This window comes from Pseudomonas azadiae, assembly GCF_019145355.1.
Taxonomy (GTDB): domain Bacteria; phylum Pseudomonadota; class Gammaproteobacteria; order Pseudomonadales; family Pseudomonadaceae; genus Aquipseudomonas; species Aquipseudomonas azadiae.
Genome location: NZ_JAHSTY010000002.1, coordinates 1,785,943 through 1,805,421, shown reverse-complemented (window position 1 = coordinate 1,805,421; position 19,479 = coordinate 1,785,943). Strand labels below are relative to the sequence as shown.

Below are 19,479 nucleotides of genomic sequence, written 5' to 3'. Positions count from 1 at the left end.
CGAGCTTTAGCGAGGCTGCGAAAGCGGAGTGCCAGGCGCTGAATAAGTTGGCAGTGCCGCCGCCTGCGCAGCCTCGCCGGGGCTCGACAGCTCCCACAGTTGAGCTGCGGTGCTGCTGAAATACCGTCGGCCGCAACACCGCAAATCCCACCTGTCACAGCCGATCCCCTGTGGGAGCTGTCGAGCTTTAGCGAGGCTGCGAAAGCGGAGTGTCAGGCGCTGAATAAGTTGGCAGTGCCGCCGCCTGCGCAGCCTCGCTGGGGCTCGACAGCTCCCACAGCTTGTAGGAGCGATGCAGGCTTAATTAACCGGCATTAGGGATGAGTCCCACGTCCCGATAGCTCTGGATCAGTTCGTCGAACACGCGCAGATCGGCGCGGGTGCGGGCAATCAACTGGGCGCCGGCGACGGCGCTGTAGAGGGCGCGGGCACGGCGTTCGCAGCCCTGCGCATCGCCTGGCGCGATCTCATTGAGCACCGCCGCCAGCCAGGTCACATTGATATCGGCAAACGCCAGGATCTCTTTCTTAACGCCCTCGGGCAGGTCCAGGTACTCGGCGGCCATGAAGCTGGACAGGCACAGGCGGTTACCGTCTTCGAGCGATTTGCGAAAGATGCTCGGGTACATCCGCATGCATTCCAGCGGCTCGGGGTTTTGCAGGCGTATGGCCTCGAGCGCGCCGGCGGTGTCTTCCCAGTAACGCTTGGCAACGGCTGCGCCGAGGTCGGCTTTACTCGGAAAGTGGTAGTAGATGCTGGCGTTCTTGATCCCCACTGTTTCACCGATGCTGCGGAAATTGATGCCGTTGTAGCCGTAATGCTGGGCGGCGATCCTGGCGGCTTCCAGAATGGCTTCCCGGGCGTTTTCGCTCACGTTTGGATTCCTGAATGCGTACAGAGATGGGCGGATTCTACGCTTAAAACTTTTTACCTGCCAAGTGGTAGGTAGTGCTTGACAGCTGAAAAGAAAGCTCTCAATCTTTACCTACCACTTGACAGGTAGGCAGCTGAATCATGACGACTCAACCGCAACATTCCGATGCTATCCAACACCCGAAGATGAAGATTTATGACTGGTACAACGGCCCCTATCCGGCGCGTGTGCGTATTGCGTTGGCCGAGAAAGGCCTGCTGCCCAAGGTGGAGTTCGTGTCGATCGATCTGTGGAAAGGGGAGCACAAACAACCCGCATTCCTGGCGCTCAACTACTCGGGAACCTTACCCGTCTTGCAACTTGAGGACGGCACGCTCATCGCCGAATGCACGGCGATTACCCAGTACCTCGACGTTCTGGACGGCACGCCGACCTTGACCGGCAACACCCCGGCCGAGCAAGGCCTGATCCACATGATGACCAAACGCGCAGAGATCGAGTTCATGGACGCGGTCAGCGTGTATTTCCATCACGCAACGCCTGGCCTCGGGCCGCAGGTTGAGCTGTATCAGAATGCCGAATGGGGCCAGCGTATGCGTGACAAAGCGCTACGCGGCATGCGCTATTTCGACGCTGTGCTCAAGACCCGGCCTTACGTGGCGGGCGATGAGTTTTCCATGGCGGATATTGCCGTGCTGGGCGGCATGATCTTCGCCGCGCTGGTGGAGCTGCCGGTACCGGCCGAATGTGAGGCGTTGCACGCTTGGCATGCCAGGGTAAATGAACGGGCTAGTGTTCAAGCCTGGCGCGCGATGGTGGCGCAGCCTCGTTAGAGGCGAAGGTTTGCACGGCCACCGTGAGACCGGTTGTTGCACTGCACAGAGACGGCGGGTCGGACATGACACGTCCGGCCGCTGCCAGAGGCTGGCGAGTTTCCACAACAGACCGGTTGGCTGGCGCGAATCAAGGTGAATGAGCCAGGATTTGGTCAGTCTCGACCACGGCGGCATAGTCCATCGCCAGGTTGCTTAACGACAGCGCATGTACATCTTCGGCCGGCCACAGGCGCCCGGATAAATCAGTTTGATCAAAGGTGTAGCAGGCGTCCGCCACTACGCTCACATACACCATCATTCCACTTTGCCAAACGCGCCTAGACCTGCGCAACGGCCTCACGCACGAAGTCTTCATAACTGCGCAGCGGGTGGCCAATAAGGGCCTGCAGTTTGTCCACGGCCCCTTCGCTGGTTTGCATGCCCAAGCGCTGGATACCCGCCATCATCAGGCGCATGTCGTACGCCAGCCAGGTGGGGCCGTACGAAGCCAGTTGCGCTTCAAAAGCGGCGACGTCATCACCGCCGTAGGCGATCTCACGGCCCAGGGCTGCGCTCCAGATTTTCGCCACTGATGCCCCGGTAAGCGCGTGCGGGCCTACCAACTCCAGCGTCAAAGGATCCAGCGCAGCGCAGGCCTTGTCGCGTCGCAGCAACTCGGCAACCGCAACGTCGGCGATATCGCGTGCATCGATCATCGAGACGCCCGCCGAGCCGATTGGCATCGGGTACACCGAGTAGTCCTGAATCGTCGATTGAACCCTATGGTCGTTTTGCATGAAGTAAGCCGGACGCAGAATGGTCGCGGGGATGTCGAGGCTTTCAAGCATGCGCTCGACCGTTTGCTTGCCGGTGAAGTGCGGGACATCGACGAATGTGTCGGCATGAATCACCGACAGGTAGACGATGCGCTCGATGCCAGCCTCGCGAGCGAGGTTCAGCGTAATGAGTGCCTGGGTGACCTCGTCCGGCGTTACGGCATTGAGCAGGAACAGCGTACGCACCGACGACAACGCAGCGCGCATCGACGGCACGTCCGTAAGGTCGGCGACCACCTCGGTAACGCCGGGTGCGAAGGCTCGCTTGCCGGCTTGACGAACCAGGGCCTTGACCTCGGCGCCCGCGTCGGCAAGGCGCTGGGTGATCAGTGAACCGATAGTGCCTGTGGCGCCAATGACCAGAATGCTCATGATGTAACTCCCGCGTGGATAAAAGATTGATCGCCTTGGAACCGCGTTGCGATGACGAGACAGTAATCTGTTGCAGATGAAAAACGGAGGCTACAAAATTCAGACACTTCGTTTCAAAAATGGAACACCATGAACCTCAATGCGTTGATCGATTTCATCCTCGTCGCCACCAACGAGGGGCTGGGCAAGGCAAGCCGTGCGAGCGGTATTTCCAAGGCTACCCTGTCGCGGCGTATTGCCGACCTTGAAGAGCAATTGGGTGTCCGGCTGATCGAACGCAGCGCACGTGGCCTGCGGCTCACCGAGGCCGGCGAAATGCTGGTGTTGCGCGCTGAAGGTCCGCTGGGCGAGGTGGCCGAAGCCTTGAATGCGGCCAAGGAGGGCGTGTTGACGCCACGCGGGCGCTTGCGTGTCGCTGCCCCGATCCTGTTTTCGCAACTTGCGATGGGCCGTATTGGCGCGGAATTCTGTGCGATCTACCCGCAGGTCATGATGGACGTCGTGGCGGAAGATCGCATGGTGGATCTTGTGGAGGAAAAATTCGACGTCGCGATTCGGATCAACCCCAGCCCGGACAGCACGCTGGTCGGACGTTGCTTCGCCAAGGACCGGCTGGTCGTCGTGGCCGCACCTGGAATCCCCAAGCCGGAACCCGGCGCCGTCAGATCCGTTGCTGGCATCGTGACGTCGAGTTTCCAGCCCACGCAGTGGACGCTAGACGGTGGGCAACGGGTGCTGGAGCCGATCCCGGCCCTGCAGTTTTCGTCGTTGCTGATGGTTCGCGATGCCGCCGTCGCAGGTGGCGGTGTTGCGCTGATTCCACAGTCCATCGCCTGGAGTCAACTAGCGCGTGGCGAACTGGTTCAGTGGGGCACGGTGAAGGATGTAGAACCGCAGCTTTGGGTGCTGCATACCTCCAGGCGCCTCGCGGCGCCGAAGGTTCGGGCATTTGTCGAATTCATGTGTGCTCGATACCCGGATCAGTCGCTGGTACTGACAGGATAGGCCGTCCGCAAACCGGTCCGGCTTCACAGGTCTAAAGACCGAGCGCTGAAAGCCCGGGATGATCGTCCGGGCGCCGGCCCAGCGGCCATTGGAACTTGCGCTCGCTTTCCTTGATCGGCATATCGTTGATGCATGCAAAGCGATTGGCCATCAGGCCGTTCGCATCGAATTCCCAGTTTTCGTTGCCGTAGGAGCGGAACCAGTTGCCTGAATCGTCGTGCCACTCATAGGCATAGCGCACCGCGATGCGGTTATCGGTGAACGCCCACAATTCCTTGATCAGCCGGTAATCCAGCTCCTTGGCCCATTTACGGGTAAGAAAGCCTTTGGCCTCTTCGCGGTTATGCGCGAACTCCGCACGGTTGCGCCACTGCGTGTCGAGGGTGTAGGCCAGGGACACCCGTTCCGGGTCGCGGGAGTTCCAGCCGTCTTCGGCCAGGCGCACTTTTTCGATGGCCGACGCGCGGGTAAACGGCGGCAAGGGTGGACGTGTTTCTGCGGTCGATGACATGGGGCAGTTCCTCCAGACTAAAGGTTTTATCGAACGTTGCGCTGGGCCGTCTTTTCAAAGGGCCAATAAAGTTTGTGCCATGCATTGCGCATTATCGGCGCAGGTCGGATCGCCCATCACCAGGGCGACAGTAATGGCGCCATCGATCAGGATCAGCAGCTGCGCGGCCTGCCGTTCGGGGTCGCAGGTGCCATGTGCCTGGCACAGTTCAAGTGCGTACTCGAACAGTTTCTGTTTATGCGCCTTGGCCAACAGGCGTACCGGATTGTGTGGGTCGCCGGTTTCGCCGCTGGTGTTGATAAAGGCGCAGCCTCGGAAGTCGGCGGTGCCGAACCAGGCCTTGAGGGCGCTGAACAGCGCCAACAGGCGCTCACCCGTGCCTTCGCTGCGTTCCACCTCATCGCGCAGCCACTGCAGCCAGCGTTGGTCGCGGCGTTGCAGCGCGGCGATCACCAAGTCGTCTTTGTTGGCGAAGTAACGGTAAATACTGTTCCTCGAGACCCCGGCGGTTTTCACCAGCAAGTCCATGCCGGTGGCGGCGATGCCATGGCGATAGATCAACTTTTCGGTAACGTCGAGGATGATGTCGCGGGTTTCATTGCTGGTCTGTTCGTTCATGTTGCGAACAGTAGAACGATCGTTCTTCTTGGTCAATCATTCTTTTCGCGGCCGCGCAGCAAGACCTGGGCACCCCCATGGTGTAAGCTCGGGGCTTCTTCGGATTCGACCCATTGCGAGCCTTATGCCGTCGTTCTTCAAACGCTCCCTGTTGCCCAAATTGCGCGGTTTCCCCCTCACGCCCGAGGCCCTTGAAGTGCTGTCCGGTGCCGACGCGTATCGGCGCTGCCTGCTGGAAAAAATCGCCCAGGCCACCCGACGCATCTACATCGTTGCGCTGTACTTGCAGCAGGACGAGGCAGGGCAGGAGATCTACGACGCGCTGCATGCCGCCAAGGCTGCGCGGCCGCGGTTGGATATCGTGGTGGTGGTCGATTGGCTGCGCGCCCAGCGCGGCTTGATCGGGGCTGGAAAGCAGCCGGGCAACAGCGCCTGGTATCAGTCCATGACCCAGCACCACAGCACCGAAGTACCGGTGTACGGCGTGCCCGTGCAAACCCGCGAGCTGTTCGGTGTGCTGCACCTCAAGGGTTTTGTGATCGACGACACGGTGCTCTACAGCGGCGCCAGCCTGAACAACGTGTACCTGCACAAGTTCGACAAGTACCGCTTCGACCGTTACCACCTGATCCACAACAAACCGCTCGCCGACTCCATGCAGCACCTGGTGGAGCACGGCCTGGTCGCGTCCAAGGCCGTGCATCGCCTGGACCTGCCGAACCCACCGACCACCCGCAGCCTGCGCAACGACATCGGCGACCTGCGCAGCCGTCTCAAGCACGCGGCCTACGACACCACGGCCGGGCAATTGCCCAATGGGCAGCTGTCGGTCAGCCCGTTGCTCGGGGTAGGCAAGAACAACCCGTTGAGCCGGGTGATCCTCGAACTGATCGCCAGCGCCCGAGATCAACTGACCATTTGCACACCGTATTTCAACCTGCCGCTGCCGGTGACTCGTGAAATCAACCGGGCCCTGGCGCGCGGTATGAAGATAGACATCATTGTTGGCGACAAAACCGCCAACGACTTCTATATCCCGCCGAGCGAGCCGTTCAAGGTGATTGCGGCATTGCCCTACCTGTATGAAATCAGCCTGCGCCGCTTCGCCAAGCGCCATCAGCCGATGATCGACAGCGGCCAGTTGAACCTGCACCTGTGGCACGACGGCGACAACACCTACCACCTCAAGGGTATGTGGGTCGACCAGCGTTACACCTTGCTCACCGGCAACAACCTCAACCCACGGGCGTTCCGCCTCGACCTGGAAAACGCCTTGCTGATCGACGACCCGCAAGGCCAGTGGCTGGAGCCACGCCGCACCGAACTGGCGCAGATTTTCCAGCACACCACGCGGATCGAGCGTTACCTGGATTTGCAGACGCTGCCGGATTACCCGGAGGCGGTCGGCAAGTTCCTGCGACGGGTCAGCCGCGTGCGGATCGAACGGTTGCTGTACCGCATCCTTTAAAACCCGCAGGCAAAAAAAAAGACCCAGCCCCTTCAACAGGGGCTGGGTCTCTTTTATGCGGCGTTCAGTTCAAACCCAACTTGCCACGCAACATCGACAGATCTTCAGCCAGGGTATTGACCGGACCGACCAGGGCCTTGCGGTCGTTGTCCTTGACCTTGTCGTAGGTCTCGAAGCCGCCGTCCTGGGTCTTGTACTTGGCCAGGACCTTGTCCACGCTGGCGAAGTTCTTGTCGACCTTGGCCAGGAAGGCTTTGTCTTGTTTCTCGATCTGGCCACGGAACAGGTCGACGATTTTCTTCGCGCCGTCGATGTTGCCCTGGAAGTCATACAGGTCGGTGTGGCTGTAGCGGTCTTCTTCGCCGGAAATCTTGGTGGCGGCGACTTCCTCGAGCAGGGCAGCGGCGCCGCCAACGACTTTTTCGGGCGGGAAGGTCAGGCCGTCGACGCGGGTCTTGAGGTCGTTGACGTCGGTGTTGAGCTTGGCGGTCAGCGTTTCCAGGCCCTGGGTGCTGTTCTGCGAGAACAGCGCGTATTCGATGCGGTGGAAGCCGGTGAAATCTTCGGCGGTCACGCCTTTTTCATGGTCATCCACGCGCGAATCAATGGACGCGTCGAGGTCGCTGAACAGCTCGGCGATCGGCTCGATGGATTCATAGTGCACGCGGGTCGGCGCGTAGAGCTTTTTGGCGGTGGCCAGGTCGCCTTGGTTGATGGCATCAGTGAACGCCTGGGTCTGGGTGACCAGCTCACCGATTTCTTCGGTGACGTAGATCTTGTAGTCCGACACCGGGCCTACCAGGTCCAGCGGCGCGGTTGCGGCGAAGGCTGGCAGCGGGGAAAGGGTCATTAACAACGACAACGCAATGGTCGACTTCTTCATGGGACGTTATTCGCTCTGGGGGTTGTTCAGGTAGTGGCAGTGGTGTGAAGGTGCGTTGCAGCCAGCAGCGTTCGCCCGATGAAATCATCCGGCCCCGTGGCTCCCGGCAAGCTGAAGAAGTACCCGCCGCCAACCGGCTTGAGGTATTCCTCCAGGGGCTCGCCGTTCAGCCGGGTTTGCACGCTGATAAAACCTTTTTCCAGATCAGCCTGGTAGCAGATGAACAACAGCCCCATGTCCAGCTGGCCGTTTTTGTTGACGCCGTTGGAGTAGTTGAACGGTCGACGCAGGATCAGGTTGGCCTGGGTCTGCGGGGTGCGCGGGTTGGCCAGACGAATGTGGGCATCGAGCTTGGTCAACTTGCCTTGCGGGTCCTTGCTGTAGTCGGGCACCTGGGTTTCCTTGTCGCCATTCATGGGCGCGCCGCTGGGCTTGATGCGGCCGATGATGCTTTCCTGTTCTTGCAGCGGGGTACGGTCCCAGCGCTCGACGAAGTTGCGGATGATGCGCACGGCCTGGTAGCTGCCGCCAGCCGCCCAGGCCGGTTCGTCGCTGCCAGGCTGCACCCACACGATCTGGTCCATCGCCTTGTCGTCGTTGGAGTTCGGGTTGGCCGAACCGTCGCGAAAGCCCAGGAAGTTACGCGCGCTCTGCGCAGGCTCACCAGGCTTGGCCGGCGCCTGGGGCGGCACGCTGCCTTCCTGCTTCCAGCGCACCAGGAGCAGGTCCGGCAGGTTTTTCACGATGTCGCGCAGGGCGTGGATATTGGTGTCGGGGGTGTTGGAACTGAACTGCAGGCTCAGGTCGCCGTGGCACTGCGCCGGCTCCAGCGCATCGTTGGGGAAGCCGACCATGCGGATCAGGCGCTTGGGCTTGATCGCCGTGAGGCCAAAGCGCTCATCGAACAGCGATTCACCGACAGACACGGTGATGGTCAGGTTGTCCGGCGTGACCACCGGACCGAGAATCCCGGAATCGGTGGGCGGCAGTTTCGGGTCCACTTGCGGCACGGTGCCGCCGGTCATGAGGAACGCAATGCGTTCGCTCAAGGTGCGCAACAGGCGCTCCAGGTCTGCGCGGTCGCTGGCCAGCACATCGAATGCCACGACCATGCCGCAGGCCGGACGCGGGGTAACGATGCCGCTTTGATGGCGGCCGAAAAAGTCGTGGTGGTCCTGGGTGTTGTCGCTGCGCGGTGCGGTGGCGACTTGCTCGGCGGCGGCCGCCATGGCCGGGCAGGCCAGGCTGCCGCCGGCAATCGCGGCACCGGTGGCGGCCATGCCCAGCAGGACGCGGCGGCGCTGGAGATCAAACTGTTTTGAATCGCTCATGGGTGCGGTCGTCTTCACTGCAGGCCGGAAAGGCCAAGGGCGGGGTCGATTCCATCGAGTGCAACGGCCAGAGCCTTGGCCTTGTCGGCGATCTGCTTGCGCTGATCGGCGGTCACGCTGTCGTAGCGGCTGTACTGGCCGTCGACTTTAAAACCATTGAGTTCGGCGTCGAAGGCTGCGAGCGCGCTGTCGATGTTCGGTAGCAGGTCGGCGGCGGCCTTGGCCAGCAGCGGGCGCATCAGGTCGACCACCTTGCGGGCGGCTTGCAGGTTGGCAGCGAAACCATTCAGGTCGACGTGGCTGTAACGCTCCTCTTCACCGCTGATGGCGCGTACCTCGGCGAGGCTGTTGAGGTTGCGCACGACGATGCTCACCAGCTGCTCCGGCGGCAGAGACTGGGCCAACAGTTGGGTCTTGAGCGTCGCGAGGTCTGTCACCAGTTGCTGCGCAATCGGGGCCAGGCCGTCGAGGCTGCGTTGTTGGAACAGGCTGTATTCCAGGCGGTGAAAGCCGCTGAAGGCCGGGTCCTGTTCGCGCTTCTCGAAGTAGTCGGCGCGCGCGTTGATCGCATTGTCCAGCTGCGCCAGGCGTTGCGCCGCCGGCGCGAGTCGCTGGTAAGCCTCACGCGCCGGGACGTAGAGCGTTTGCGCCTGGGCCAGATCCCCTGCGTCGATGGCGTGCTGCAGGGCGGTCGCGGCCTTGATCAAGGCGCTGCCCTGGCTGCTCAAGTACACGCGAAACTCGGACAACGGGCCGATAAACGCCACCATCGACGGTCTGGCCTTGGCCTGGGCATCGGACGCGGCGGTCGGCGTCACGTGCAAGGTGCCGCGCGGGTTGCTCAACAGGCCGCAGGTGATCGCATAGTCGCCCGGCGGCAGGTTGGCGTTGATCACCTGGCTGAGGCCCGGGGCGATGTTTTCGCGTTCTTCGACCACCAGCACGCCATCGAGGATCTCCCATTCCACCGCACGATCGGAGCGGTTGATGATACGGAAGCTGGCGCGGCCAGCGGGCACGCTCAGTTCGTTCGGCTCACAGGCGTGGCCAAGGATGGTCACGGCGATCTCGTCGTGGTTGGCCTGGCGTTTGCTGGCCGCCCGTTGCGAGGCGTAATAGAACAGCGCTCCGGCGGCGATCATCACGACCACCGAGCCCGCCACGGCCCAGCGCAGGGCGCGGGGCGCTGGCGCCGGTTGAGGAGTTGGGTTGGACAAAGGGCGGTCCTTACTGAGTGGAAACGCAAGAGGGCGTGGCGCCAGGCTTGGACGGTGCGGCGGGCAGGAAAAACATCACCAAAGCCACCACCAGGTAAATCAGGTAGGCGCCGAGCGTGCTGAGGGTAGGGGCTTCCTGATAGCCGAACATACCGGCAAACACCGAGCCCAGCGGGCTGTCTATGGGCAACGCGGCGCTGAAGTCGAACAATACGGTTTGCCAGTGGTTCCATACCCCGGCTTCGTGCAGCGCCTGCACCGAATTGGCCAGGATGCCGGCGGCCACCACCAGAATGAACAGGCCGGTCCAGCGGAAAAACGCACCCAGGTTCAACCGCATGCTGCCGGTGTAAATCAGCAAGCCGACGATGATCGCCAGGATCAGGCCGAGCAGGGCGCCTATCGGTGCACCCGGGCCTTCGCTCTGCTGGAACACTGCCAGCAGGAAGAACACGGTTTCCAGTCCCTCGCGGGCCACGGCGAAAAACACCATCAGAATCAGCGCGGTGACCTGGTGCCTGGAACCGGCCAGGGCGTGGTCCAGGGATTGGTGCAGCGAATGCTTGATGGACCGCGCCACTTTGCGCATCCAGAACACCATCGAACTGAGGATGGCCACGGCGACCAGGCCGACGATGCCCTCGAACAGTTCCTGCTGCTTTTGCGGAAATTCGGCGCTGACCAGTTCCAGCCCGCCACCCACCAGCAATGCCAGCGCGGCCGCGAGAAACACGCCGATCCACACGGCCGGCATCCACTGGCCGCGGCCGGTCTGCTGCAGGTAACTGGCGATAATGCCGACGATCAATGCGGCTTCAATGCCTTCGCGCAGCATGATGAGAAAAGGAACGAGCATTCGGCACCGCAGCAGAACTAGATAGGGTGCTAAGTTGTAACATAATGATACTCATTGCCAAACACGAACTGTTGACTTTAGCTGAACCTAAGCTGAACGGTAGTAGCGAATCCCGTCCGCCCTTATGATGCACGCCATTCTTTGCGCAGTTGGACATCGATCCACATGTCGGAAAAAGACACCATCTCCATCCGCCTCGTGTGCGAAGCCCTGCTCCAGGGCTGTGCGGACGAGGCAGCCTGTGCCCAGGTGCTGCACAAAGCCGGTATCGACGCAAAACTGCTCACCGAACCCTCCGCGCGGGTGCCGGCCACGACCTACGCACGCCTGTGGCGCCTGCTGGCGCGACGCACCGATGACGAGTTCTTCGGCATGGACCCGCGCAAGCTCAAGTCCGGCAGCCTGGCGTTCCTTTGCCGCGCGGCCATGGCGCAGCCGACCGTCGCCACCGGTCTGGAAACCGGCCTGGGGTTTCTGTCGCTGATGCTTGAGCAACTGCCCGCGCAACTGGTGCGCCAACAAAGCCTGGCCGAGATCGTGTTGCTTGAGCCTGAGCCCGAACCCCGTCGTGCCTTCACCTACTTTACCTACTGGATGATCGTCCACGGCGTGGCCTGTTGGCTGGCAGGCCGGCGCATTCCGATCCTGGCGATCGAACTGCGCTGTTCAGCACCGGACTTCTGCGACGACTACCGAGTGATGTTCTCCGACAACCTGCGGTTCGACCGCCCGCGTACCCGCATGATCTTCTCCGCCGACTGCCTGGACCTGCCGATCAAGCGCAGTGCCGAAGAACTCAAACGCTTCCTGGCCCACGCGCCGGCCAACATCCTGGTCAAATACCGCGACCCCGACAGCCTCGCCACCCGTATCAAACACGACCTGCGCCACATGCCCCCCGACACCTGGCCGGAAACCGAACGCCTCGCCGCCAGCCTGTGCATCTCCGCCTCGACCCTGCGCCGCCGCCTGGCGGAAGAGGGGCAGACTTACCAGGGCCTCAAGGACAGTGTGCGCAAAGAGCTGGCGATTGTCTGGCTGGCGGAAGCGCACATCAGCTTTGCCGAAATTACCGAGCGGCTGGGGTTTGCCGATACGAGTTCGTTTTATAAGGCGTTTCGTAAATGGAGCGGGTCGAACCCGGGGCATTATCGGAGTTTGATTTTGAATGAGGTTGCGCGCGTTTAGTCCTAAGTTTGAAGATCAGAGATATAGACACCGTCGTCCTTCATAAAGTCTGAAGAGCTTTCCCGCAACTTTTTAGGAGGCGAGCGGCTACTCGTGTTTGAAAGGTCATCGCATAGTAATGGCGTGGTTCTCGCCGATAGTTCACAGGGTCCTGGTTAAGGGCGCAGCACTGAATGCTCGGTATAACAAATCATTTTTCCTTCGTGAGGAACGCCTATGAGGAGATTGAGAGCCCGTGGTTGCGTTGTTGCATGCTGAGGATTTGATAACTTATTTATGAAGGTGAATATATGAAACGTCTTATAGTGTTGCCATTTGCTTTATTGTTGGGTTTGTCGTTTCAGGTGTCGGCGTTGTGCTTGTACGTGTCAGAAAGTTACAGCGGTATCATAGAGGGTAAAATGGAGCTGACGGCGCATGGGCCATTTATAATCACACCCGCCGGCGGCTGTTCCGGAGCTAGTATTGATGCCAATGTTTCTCCAGGCGGTGCGGGAAGCGCACCTCGAATTGCTATTGAGCGAGAGTTGGGAGGGGGCTGGCAATCCGTTGCCAATAGTATAGGGAGCAGCGTCTCCTATGTTGGTGGTTTCGGCACGTATCGAGTGAGGTTGGATAATCCTGATGCGATTTCAAAGTCTTATTCAGGTAGCGTCAGATACGGGCGTTAATATGTATGCAAACAGCGCGTTGACAGACACCTTCAACGCGCTGCTTTTATAGTGTTTGTTGATCATGCGTGTTCATCTATAGAGAGGGTGCTGGCTGTGGAGTTTGCGAAGTATACCATCGCATTAAGCGCTTGGTTGGCACTGACCATTCGGTGAGTGATATAGGCAACATGCTCAGGTTTCGAATATCGATCAGTTTTGAAATACGCCATGTTATCCTCCAGCTTTTCGTTAAACAAAGCGATCGCATTGAATTTAACGTCCATTTTGGTTTGGCGGCCATTAGCATCTGATGCGCCGTCGCCCGCTATGAACATCATGAACGTATTGTCATCTATGAGCTTGTTATCGTAGAGCATGCTGCCAACTTCTTTAAGTTCATTGGTGCTGATCGAAGTGAAGTCATAACGCTTCAAGAAAATTTTCAGATCATTAATTTTTTCTGGGTCCTTAAGCTTCAGCGTTTCCGCCGCCTTGGACTCTTCCGTCAGCGTAAACGCATTCGTCACCATCGTCGGATTTCTGATCACGCGAGCATCGGTTTGCTTCGATAACGCGGTCGGGGTGGTTGTAACTTGCATATCCGTCTCCTGTCTAGAATAAGAATTACCTTCTCGTTATCGACGCTCTGCAATTGAACATTAGCGCTCGAAAGAAGTTTCAGATCTCTCTGACAGATAAGGCTGAATGATTTGCAGGAAACCTCCTGAATAGCGCTTCTGAATAAAACCTAGACAAAAAACTGATGCCACTTTAGCTCGATGGCTGCCGTGATTTTAGTTGGGGAGCTAAGGCACGCCCATTTTCATGTCATCAAGGTCTGAAGAGCTTTCCTGCAACTTTTTAGGAGGCGAGCGGCTACTCGTGTTTGAAAGTTCATGCATAGTAATGGCGTGGTTCCCCGCCGATGTTCACTGGGTTCCAGTTAAGGTGCAGCTGTGAATAATCGGTATGACCAATCATCGTCCATCTGAGGAACGCCTATGGGGAATGAAAGCCTGTGGTTGCTTTGTTGCATGCGTCGCATGCTGAGGATTTAATCATTTATTTATGAGGTGAATTTATGAGGCGTCTTATAGTGCTTCCATTTGCTCTATTGCTGGGGTTGTCGTTTCAGGTGTCGGCGTTGTGCTTGAATATCTCGGAGAGTTATAGCGGAATCATAGAGGGTGACATGCAATCAACGGCGCATGGCCCCTTCACTATAACTTCTGCCGGTGGGTGTTCTGGAGCGAATATCAACGCCATGGTTTCTGCTAGCGGTGCCGGGCGCGCGCCTCTGATTTCAATCGAGCGAGAGTCGGGAGGAGGATGGAGTCCAGTAGCGTCCAGCATAGGAAGTAGTGTTTCTTATGTGGGGTCGTTCGGTACGTATCGAGTGAGGCTAAAAAACCCTGACGCTATTTCAAAAGCCTATTCGGGAAACGTTAGATACAGTCGATAACCGGGGGGCGGTGTGCCAGGAAATGCTCTGGCACACCGTATTCCCGGCTCAAACAAACTCGTCTACCGCTAGGGTGTTTTTTGCAGAGTTGGCAAAATAGGCGAGCGCGTTGATTGCCTGATTCGCACTTTTCATTCCCCCTAAAATGTAAGTCACGCTTTCTTGAGTCGAGTAACGGTCGGTGCTGAAATACGCTAATTGGTCTTCGTATTTTTCATTGAAAAGAGCAATGGCGTTAAATTTTACATCCTGTTTTGTTTGGTGGCCATTTTCATCGGATGCACCATCTCCCGAAATGAACATTCCGAAAGTATTTACATCGATCAGGTCGGCCTCATACAGTCTGCGGCCTACTTTTTTAAGCTCGTAAGTGCTAATGGACGTCATGTCGTAATCTTTCAAGAAAGTTTTAAGCTCAGCTATTTTTTCCTGCTGCTTAAGCTTCAGCGTTTCCGCCGCCTTGGACTCTTCCGTCAGCGTAAACGCATTCGTGACCATCGTTGGGTTTCTAATCACGCGAGCATCGGTTTGCTTCGATAACGCGGTCGGGGTGGTTGTAACTTGCATATCCGTCTCCTGCCTAGAGTAAGAACTACACCCCCGTTATCGACGCCCCGCATCCCAACATTAGCGCCCCAAAGCAGTTTCAGATCTCTCTGACAGATAAGCCTGAATAACTTGCGGGCAACTTCCGAACCATCATCCCCGTAAAGCACCAAGCCAAAAAAAGCCCCATGACCGAATGGACCACGGGGCTAAAAATTGGCTGGATGCGACCAACCAAAGGAGCTCTTTACTTCACTTCGCTGTGGCCACAACCGCGTCCGGCTGCCAGCCACCTCCCAGCGCTTTGTAGATCGCGACAATCCCGCGATACAGATCCACTTCGGCCTGGGCCTGGGAATCCTCGGCGGCCAGGCGTTCGCGCTGGGCGTCCAGCAGCACCAGGAAGTCCACGGTGCCTTCGCGGTAGCGGATCGCGGCCAGGTCGGCGGCGGCGCGGCTCGATTCGCTTTGGCGGATCAGCGACACCAGGCGTTGCTGGCGCTTGCCGTAGTCGCTGAAGGCGTTTTCGGATTCTTCCAGGGCCAGCAGCACTTGCTGCTCGTAGGTGGCCAGGGCGCCATCCGCCTCGGCGTCCGCGCCGCGTAAACGCGCGCGCACGCTGCCCAGGTCGAACGCTGCCCAGGTAATGCTCGGGCCAAGGGCCCAGGCGTTGGCGGCGGACGAGCCGATCTGCGAACCTCGCCCGGCGGTAAAGCCGAGGAAGCCGCTGAGGCTGACCCGAGGGAACAAGTCGGCCTTGGCAACGCCGATGCGCGCGGTGGCGGCCGCCAGTTTGCGTTCGGCGCTGAGGATGTCCGGGCGACGTTGCAGCAGTTGTCCCGGATCACCGATCGGCAAGGCCTTGGCGATGGCCGGCAGGTCCTTGGGGCTCAGGTCTACGCTGAGCTTGTCCGGACGCTGGCCGAGGAGGGTGGCGATGCGGTTGCGCTCGCGCACTTGTTCGGCTTGCAGTTGCGGCACGCTGGCTTCCACCGCGGCGAGGCGCGCGTTGGCGCGCTCCACGTCGAGTTGGTCGCCCACGCCGGCATCGCGCAGGCTTTCGGTAATGGTGCGTGAATCCTGCTGGTTCTTCAGGTTGTCCAGGGCAATGCGTTCACGCAGTTGCGCGCCGCGCAGTTGACCGTAGGCGTCCACCAGCTCCGCGATCATGGTCACTTGCAACTGGTACAAGTCCGCTTCGGCGGCCTGCTGGTCGGCGTCGCTGGCCTCCAGGTTACGCCGGATGCGGCCGAACAAGTCGAGCTCCCAGGCCATGTCCAGGCCGAGGTCGTAACGCTCACTGTTGACGCGCCGCGTGGTCTGGCCGGGGATTTGCCCCTTGGCCAGGTCGCTGCTGGCGCGGCTGGTGATGGTTGGCATGATGTCGTTGCTGGCGTCATCGCGAATCGCCCGAGCGGCGCGCAGGCGGGCAAAGGCGACGCGCAAGTCACGGTTGCCCTGCAGCGACTGAGTCACCAACTGGTTGAGGGTCGGGTCCTCGAACTGCTGCCACCAGATGCCTTCGAATTTGGCATGGTCATACTGCTTGGCGTCGACGGCGGCGGTGATATTCGCCGCCTCCGGGGTCTGGGTCTTGTAGTCCGGGCCCACGGCACAGGCGCTCAGCGCCAGGACCAGCAAGCTCGGCAAAAACAGGTTCACACTCATTGCTGTGTCTCCAGCTTCAAGGCCTTGGCCGCTTTGCGCGCTTCCTGGCGCTCCACATAGCGACGGATCAGTACGTAGAACACGGGCGTCAGCAACAGGCCGAAGAAGGTCACACCGATCATCCCGGAGAACACCGCCACGCCCATGGCATGGCGCATCTCGGCACCGGCACCGCTGGACAACACCAGTGGCACCACACCCATGATGAAGGCGAACGAGGTCATCAGGATCGGCCGCAGACGCAGACGGCAGGCTTCCAGCACCGCCGCGAGCGGGTCGAGGCCTTCCTCCTGTTTGTCCTTGGCGAACTCGACGATCAGAATCGCGTTCTTGCACGCCAGGCCCACCAGTACGATCAGGCCGATCTGGGTGAAGATGTTGTTGTCGCCGCCCGAGATGATCACCCCGGTAATCGCCGACAGCAGCGTCATCGGTACGATCAGGATCACCGCCAGCGGCAGGCTCCAGCTTTCGTATTGGGCGGCCAGTACCAGGAACGCCAGCAGTACGCAGAGCGGGAACACGAACAGCGCGGTGTTGCCCGAGAGGATTTGCTGATAAGTCAGGTCGGTCCACTCGTAGGTCATGCCGTTGGGCAGTTCATCCTTCAACAGTTTTTCAATCGCGACCTGGGCCTGGCCGGAGCTGTAGCCCGGTGCGGCGTTGCCGTTGATTTCAGCGGTGATAAAGCCGTTGTAGTGCATCACGCGGTCGGGACCCGAGGTGTCGCTGACCTTGATAAAGGTCGCCAACGGGATCATCTCGCCTTTGTTGTTGCGCACTTTCAGCTGGCCGATCTGATCGGAGTCCTGGCGGAACTGTTGCTCGGCCTGCACGTTGACCTGGTAGGTGCGCCCGAAGCGGTTGAAGTCGTTGGCATACAACGAACCCAGGTAGACCTGCAGGGTGTCGAAGATGTCGCTGATCGCCACGCCGTGGGTCTTGGCCTTTTCACGGTCGATGGCGGCATCGACCTGGGGCACGTTGACCGTGTAGCTGGTGAACAGGCCGAACAACTCCGGTACGCCATGGCTCTTGGTAATGATGTTCTGCACTTCCTTGTACAGCTCGTCGTAGCCGAGGTTGCCACGGTCTTCGATCTGCAGGCGGAAGCCACCAATCGTACCCAGGCCCTGTACCGGCGGCGGTGGGAAGATCGCCATATACGCTTCTTCGATGTTGCTGTACTGGCCGTTCAGCGCACCGGCAATCGCACCGGCGGACATGCTCGCGTCTTTGCGCTCATCGAAGGGCTTCAGGGTCACGAACACGATGCCGCTGTTGGGGCTGTTGGTGAAACCGTTGATCGACAGGCCAGGGAAGGCAATCGCGCTTTCCACGCCGGGCTGTTTCAGCGCGATATCGGACATGCGCTTCATCACGTTTTCGGTGCGGTCCAGGCTTGCGGCATCGGGCAATTGCGCGAAGGCCACCAGGTATTGCTTGTCCTGGGCCGGTACGAAACCGGTCGGGGTGTGGGCAAAGCCGAAGAAGGTCAGCACCATCAAGCCGGCGTACACGAACAGGGCAATGCCGCTGCCGCGAATCACTCGGCGCACGGTACCCACGTAGCCATGGCTGGCTTTTTCGAAAAAGCGGTTGAAGGGACGGAACAACCAGCCGCCGAAGAGCTTGTCGAGGAACCGCGAGAAGCGATCCTTCGGTGCGTCGTGAGCCCGCAGCAACACGGCAGCCAGGGCAGGGGACAGGGTCAGCGAGTTGAAGGCCGAGATCACTGTCGAGATCGCAATGGTCAAGGCGAACTGTTTGTAGAACTGTCCGGTCAAGCCACTGATAAACGCGGCTGGAATGAACACCGCGCACAGCACCAGCGCCGTGGCGATGATCGGCCCGGTCACTTCGCTCATGGCTTTTTCAGTGGCCGGGAACGGTTCCAGGCCCAGCTCGATATTGCGTTCGACGTTCTCCACCACCACGATGGCGTCGTCGACCACGATGCCGATGGCCAGTACCAAGCCGAACAATGACAGCGCGTTCAGCGAGAACCCAAACAGGTGCATCACCGCAAACGTACCGATCAACGAGACCGGCACCGCCACCAACGGAATGATCGAGGCGCGCCAGGTCTGCAGGAACAGGATCACCACCAGCACCACGAGGATCAGCGCTTCGAACAGGGTGTGCACCACCGCTTCGATGGAGCCGCGCACAAAGATCGTCGGGTCATAGGCGATGCGGTAATCCATGCCCGCCGGGAAGCCCTTTTTAAGCTCGGCCATCTTGCTGCGCACATCGTTGGAGATGTCGATGGCGTTGGAGCCTGGGCGTTGGAAAATCGGGATCGCAACGGCCGGCTGGTTGTCGATCAGCGAGCGCAGCGCGTATTGGCTGGAGCCCAGCTCAACCCGGGCGATGTCCTTGAGGCGGGTGATTTCACCGTTGGCGCCGGCGCGAATCACAATGTTCTCGAACTCTTCCTCGGTGACCAGGCGGCCTTGGGTGTTGACCGACAACTGGAAGCTGGTGTCACTCGGTGCGGGTTGCGCACCCAGGGCGCCGGCCGCCACCTGACGGTTCTGCTCACGGATCGCGGTGACCACATCGGTCGCGGTCAAGTTACGCGAAGCAGTCTTGTTCGGGTCCAGCCAGACGCGCAGCGAGTAATCGCCCATGCCGAACAACTGCACATCGCCCACGCCGCCGAGTCGCGCCAACTCATCCTTGATGTTAAGGATCGCGTAGTTGGACAGGTACAGCATGTCGTAGCGCTGATCCGGCGAGGTCAAGTGCACCACCATGGTCAGGTCGGGGGAGGCCTTGTCCACGGTGATACCAATGCGCGTCACTTCCTCCGGCAGTTTTGGCTGCGTGCGGGTGACACGGTTCTGTACCTGTACCTGCGCGTTGTCCAGGTCGGTGCCCAGGGCGAAGGTGATGGTCAGGGTCAGCTTGCCGTCAGCGGTCGACTGCGAGGACATGTACAGCATGTTCTCGACGCCGGTGATCGCCTGCTCCAGCGGTGCCGCCACGGTTTCACCGATGACCTTGGGGTTGGCGCCCGGGAAGTTGGCGCGGACCACGACGGTCGGTGGCACCACTTCCGGGTATTCGCTGATCGGCAACTGGAACAGCGAAATCGCGCCGGCGATCAGGATCAGCAGCGACAGCACCGCTGCGAAGATCGGCCGCGAAATGAAGAACTTGGAAAAATTCAT

General features: G+C 59.8%; 17 protein-coding genes and 1 pseudogene. 5 read left to right on the top strand and 13 right to left on the bottom strand.

The annotated features are described in order from the left end of the window. Positions 1 to 304 precede the first annotated feature (304 nt). On the bottom strand, positions 305 to 874 hold the full coding sequence (locus KVG91_RS24605) for a TetR/AcrR family transcriptional regulator (protein ID WP_169377294.1): 570 nt from the start codon (positions 872 to 874) through the stop codon (positions 305 to 307). 140 nt (positions 875 to 1,014) lie between these two features. Between KVG91_RS24605 and KVG91_RS24600 the strand changes: the two genes are divergently transcribed. Then, positions 1,015 to 1,707, top strand: coding sequence for a glutathione S-transferase (locus tag KVG91_RS24600; protein WP_225927052.1), 693 nt, complete (start codon positions 1,015 to 1,017; stop codon positions 1,705 to 1,707). 130 nt (positions 1,708 to 1,837) lie between these two features. Here the strand turns inward: KVG91_RS24600 and KVG91_RS24595 are convergent. After that, positions 1,838 to 1,996, bottom strand: a pseudogene (locus tag KVG91_RS24595) (cysteine hydrolase); the annotation flags it as partial. 31 nt (positions 1,997 to 2,027) lie between these two features. Beyond that, entirely contained in the window at positions 2,028 to 2,897 is an 870-nt protein-coding gene (locus KVG91_RS24590; RefSeq protein ID WP_169377295.1) for an NmrA family NAD(P)-binding protein, read from the bottom strand. Positions 2,898 to 3,026: 129 nt separating this feature from the next. On the opposite strand from KVG91_RS24590, the gene KVG91_RS24585 reads away from it, so the two are divergent. Further along, the gene (locus KVG91_RS24585) at positions 3,027 to 3,902 is read left to right on the top strand and encodes a LysR family transcriptional regulator (protein ID WP_169377296.1); all 876 of its coding nucleotides are present in this window, start codon (positions 3,027 to 3,029) and stop codon (positions 3,900 to 3,902) included. 31 nt (positions 3,903 to 3,933) lie between these two features. Here KVG91_RS24585 and KVG91_RS24580 read toward each other — a convergent pair whose 3' ends face one another. Beyond that, the gene (locus tag KVG91_RS24580) at positions 3,934 to 4,413 is read right to left on the bottom strand and encodes a nuclear transport factor 2 family protein (RefSeq protein WP_169377297.1); all 480 of its coding nucleotides are present in this window, start codon (positions 4,411 to 4,413) and stop codon (positions 3,934 to 3,936) included. 54 nt (positions 4,414 to 4,467) lie between these two features. Beyond that, positions 4,468 to 5,031, bottom strand: a complete 564-nt coding sequence (locus KVG91_RS24575) for a TetR/AcrR family transcriptional regulator (protein WP_169377298.1) — start codon at positions 5,029 to 5,031, stop codon at positions 4,468 to 4,470. A 124-nt stretch (positions 5,032 to 5,155) separates the two neighbouring features. Between KVG91_RS24575 and pssA the strand changes: the two genes are divergently transcribed. Next, the gene (gene pssA / locus KVG91_RS24570; RefSeq protein WP_169377299.1) at positions 5,156 to 6,499 is read left to right on the top strand and encodes a CDP-diacylglycerol--serine O-phosphatidyltransferase; all 1,344 of its coding nucleotides are present in this window, start codon (positions 5,156 to 5,158) and stop codon (positions 6,497 to 6,499) included. Positions 6,500 to 6,563: 64 nt separating this feature from the next. On the opposite strand, the gene efeO (KVG91_RS24565) is transcribed toward pssA, so the two are convergent. The 4 genes from efeO (KVG91_RS24565) to efeU are packed head-to-tail and all read right to left on the bottom strand — an operon-like array spanning position 6,564 to position 10,786. Next, positions 6,564 to 7,382 (bottom strand): iron uptake system protein EfeO, encoded by an 819-nt coding sequence (gene efeO, locus KVG91_RS24565; protein WP_169377300.1) that lies wholly within the window; start codon positions 7,380 to 7,382, stop codon positions 6,564 to 6,566. A gap of 26 nt (positions 7,383 to 7,408) precedes the next feature. Further along, the gene (efeB, locus tag KVG91_RS24560) at positions 7,409 to 8,713 is read right to left on the bottom strand and encodes an iron uptake transporter deferrochelatase/peroxidase subunit (protein ID WP_169377301.1); all 1,305 of its coding nucleotides are present in this window, start codon (positions 8,711 to 8,713) and stop codon (positions 7,409 to 7,411) included. A 14-nt stretch (positions 8,714 to 8,727) separates the two neighbouring features. Then, the gene (efeO, locus tag KVG91_RS24555) at positions 8,728 to 9,930 is read right to left on the bottom strand and encodes an iron uptake system protein EfeO (RefSeq protein WP_169377302.1); all 1,203 of its coding nucleotides are present in this window, start codon (positions 9,928 to 9,930) and stop codon (positions 8,728 to 8,730) included. 10 nt (positions 9,931 to 9,940) lie between these two features. Then, entirely contained in the window at positions 9,941 to 10,786 is an 846-nt protein-coding gene (gene efeU / locus KVG91_RS24550; RefSeq protein WP_169377303.1) for an iron uptake transporter permease EfeU, read from the bottom strand. A 165-nt stretch (positions 10,787 to 10,951) separates the two neighbouring features. On the opposite strand from efeU, the gene KVG91_RS24545 reads away from it, so the two are divergent. Both KVG91_RS24545 and KVG91_RS24540 read left to right on the top strand, forming a co-directional pair. Beyond that, the gene (locus KVG91_RS24545; RefSeq protein WP_169377304.1) at positions 10,952 to 11,974 is read left to right on the top strand and encodes an AraC family transcriptional regulator; all 1,023 of its coding nucleotides are present in this window, start codon (positions 10,952 to 10,954) and stop codon (positions 11,972 to 11,974) included. Between the two features lie 290 nt (positions 11,975 to 12,264). Then, a complete protein-coding gene (locus KVG91_RS24540) occupies positions 12,265 to 12,645 on the top strand; it encodes a hypothetical protein (protein WP_169377305.1) in 381 nt (126 codons plus the stop codon). A 62-nt stretch (positions 12,646 to 12,707) separates the two neighbouring features. Here KVG91_RS24540 and KVG91_RS24535 read toward each other — a convergent pair whose 3' ends face one another. From KVG91_RS24535 to KVG91_RS24520, 4 genes are all read right to left on the bottom strand, one after another. Then, entirely contained in the window at positions 12,708 to 13,226 is a 519-nt protein-coding gene (locus tag KVG91_RS24535) for a hypothetical protein (RefSeq protein WP_169377307.1), read from the bottom strand. A 911-nt stretch (positions 13,227 to 14,137) separates the two neighbouring features. Continuing rightward, positions 14,138 to 14,656 carry a hypothetical protein gene (locus KVG91_RS24530; RefSeq protein ID WP_217894946.1) on the bottom strand — a complete coding sequence of 173 codons (519 nt, stop codon included), beginning with the start codon at positions 14,654 to 14,656 and terminating at the stop codon, positions 14,138 to 14,140. Between the two features lie 231 nt (positions 14,657 to 14,887). Further along, a complete protein-coding gene (locus KVG91_RS24525; protein WP_169376012.1) occupies positions 14,888 to 16,303 on the bottom strand; it encodes an efflux transporter outer membrane subunit in 1,416 nt (471 codons plus the stop codon). After that, a complete protein-coding gene (locus tag KVG91_RS24520; protein WP_169376011.1) occupies positions 16,300 to 19,479 on the bottom strand; it encodes an efflux RND transporter permease subunit in 3,180 nt (1,059 codons plus the stop codon). Before KVG91_RS24520 ends, KVG91_RS24525 begins: the two co-directional genes overlap by 4 nt.

Excerpts from the sequence above, each read along its gene's own strand:
- KVG91_RS24600 (WP_225927052.1), top strand. The coding sequence starts at position 1,015 with ATGACGACTCAACCGCAACATTCCGATGCTATCCAACACCCGAAGATG.
- KVG91_RS24590 (WP_169377295.1), bottom strand. The coding sequence starts at position 2,897 with ATGAGCATTCTGGTCATTGGCGCCACAGGCACTATCGGTTCACTGATC.
- KVG91_RS24585 (WP_169377296.1), top strand. The coding sequence starts at position 3,027 with ATGAACCTCAATGCGTTGATCGATTTCATCCTCGTCGCCACCAACGAG.
- KVG91_RS24580 (WP_169377297.1), bottom strand. The coding sequence starts at position 4,413 with ATGTCATCGACCGCAGAAACACGTCCACCCTTGCCGCCGTTTACCCGC.
- KVG91_RS24575 (WP_169377298.1), bottom strand. The coding sequence starts at position 5,031 with ATGAACGAACAGACCAGCAATGAAACCCGCGACATCATCCTCGACGTT.
- pssA (WP_169377299.1), top strand. The coding sequence starts at position 5,156 with ATGCCGTCGTTCTTCAAACGCTCCCTGTTGCCCAAATTGCGCGGTTTC.
- efeO (WP_169377300.1), bottom strand. The coding sequence starts at position 7,382 with ATGAAGAAGTCGACCATTGCGTTGTCGTTGTTAATGACCCTTTCCCCG.
- efeB (WP_169377301.1), bottom strand. The coding sequence starts at position 8,713 with ATGAGCGATTCAAAACAGTTTGATCTCCAGCGCCGCCGCGTCCTGCTG.
- efeU (WP_169377303.1), bottom strand. The coding sequence starts at position 10,786 with ATGCTCGTTCCTTTTCTCATCATGCTGCGCGAAGGCATTGAAGCCGCA.
- KVG91_RS24545 (WP_169377304.1), top strand. The coding sequence starts at position 10,952 with ATGTCGGAAAAAGACACCATCTCCATCCGCCTCGTGTGCGAAGCCCTG.
- KVG91_RS24540 (WP_169377305.1), top strand. The coding sequence starts at position 12,265 with ATGAAACGTCTTATAGTGTTGCCATTTGCTTTATTGTTGGGTTTGTCG.
- KVG91_RS24535 (WP_169377307.1), bottom strand. The coding sequence starts at position 13,226 with ATGCAAGTTACAACCACCCCGACCGCGTTATCGAAGCAAACCGATGCT.
- KVG91_RS24530 (WP_217894946.1), bottom strand. The coding sequence starts at position 14,656 with ATGCAAGTTACAACCACCCCGACCGCGTTATCGAAGCAAACCGATGCT.
- KVG91_RS24525 (WP_169376012.1), bottom strand. The coding sequence starts at position 16,303 with ATGAGTGTGAACCTGTTTTTGCCGAGCTTGCTGGTCCTGGCGCTGAGC.
- KVG91_RS24520 (WP_169376011.1), bottom strand. The coding sequence starts at position 19,479 with ATGAATTTTTCCAAGTTCTTCATTTCGCGGCCGATCTTCGCAGCGGTG.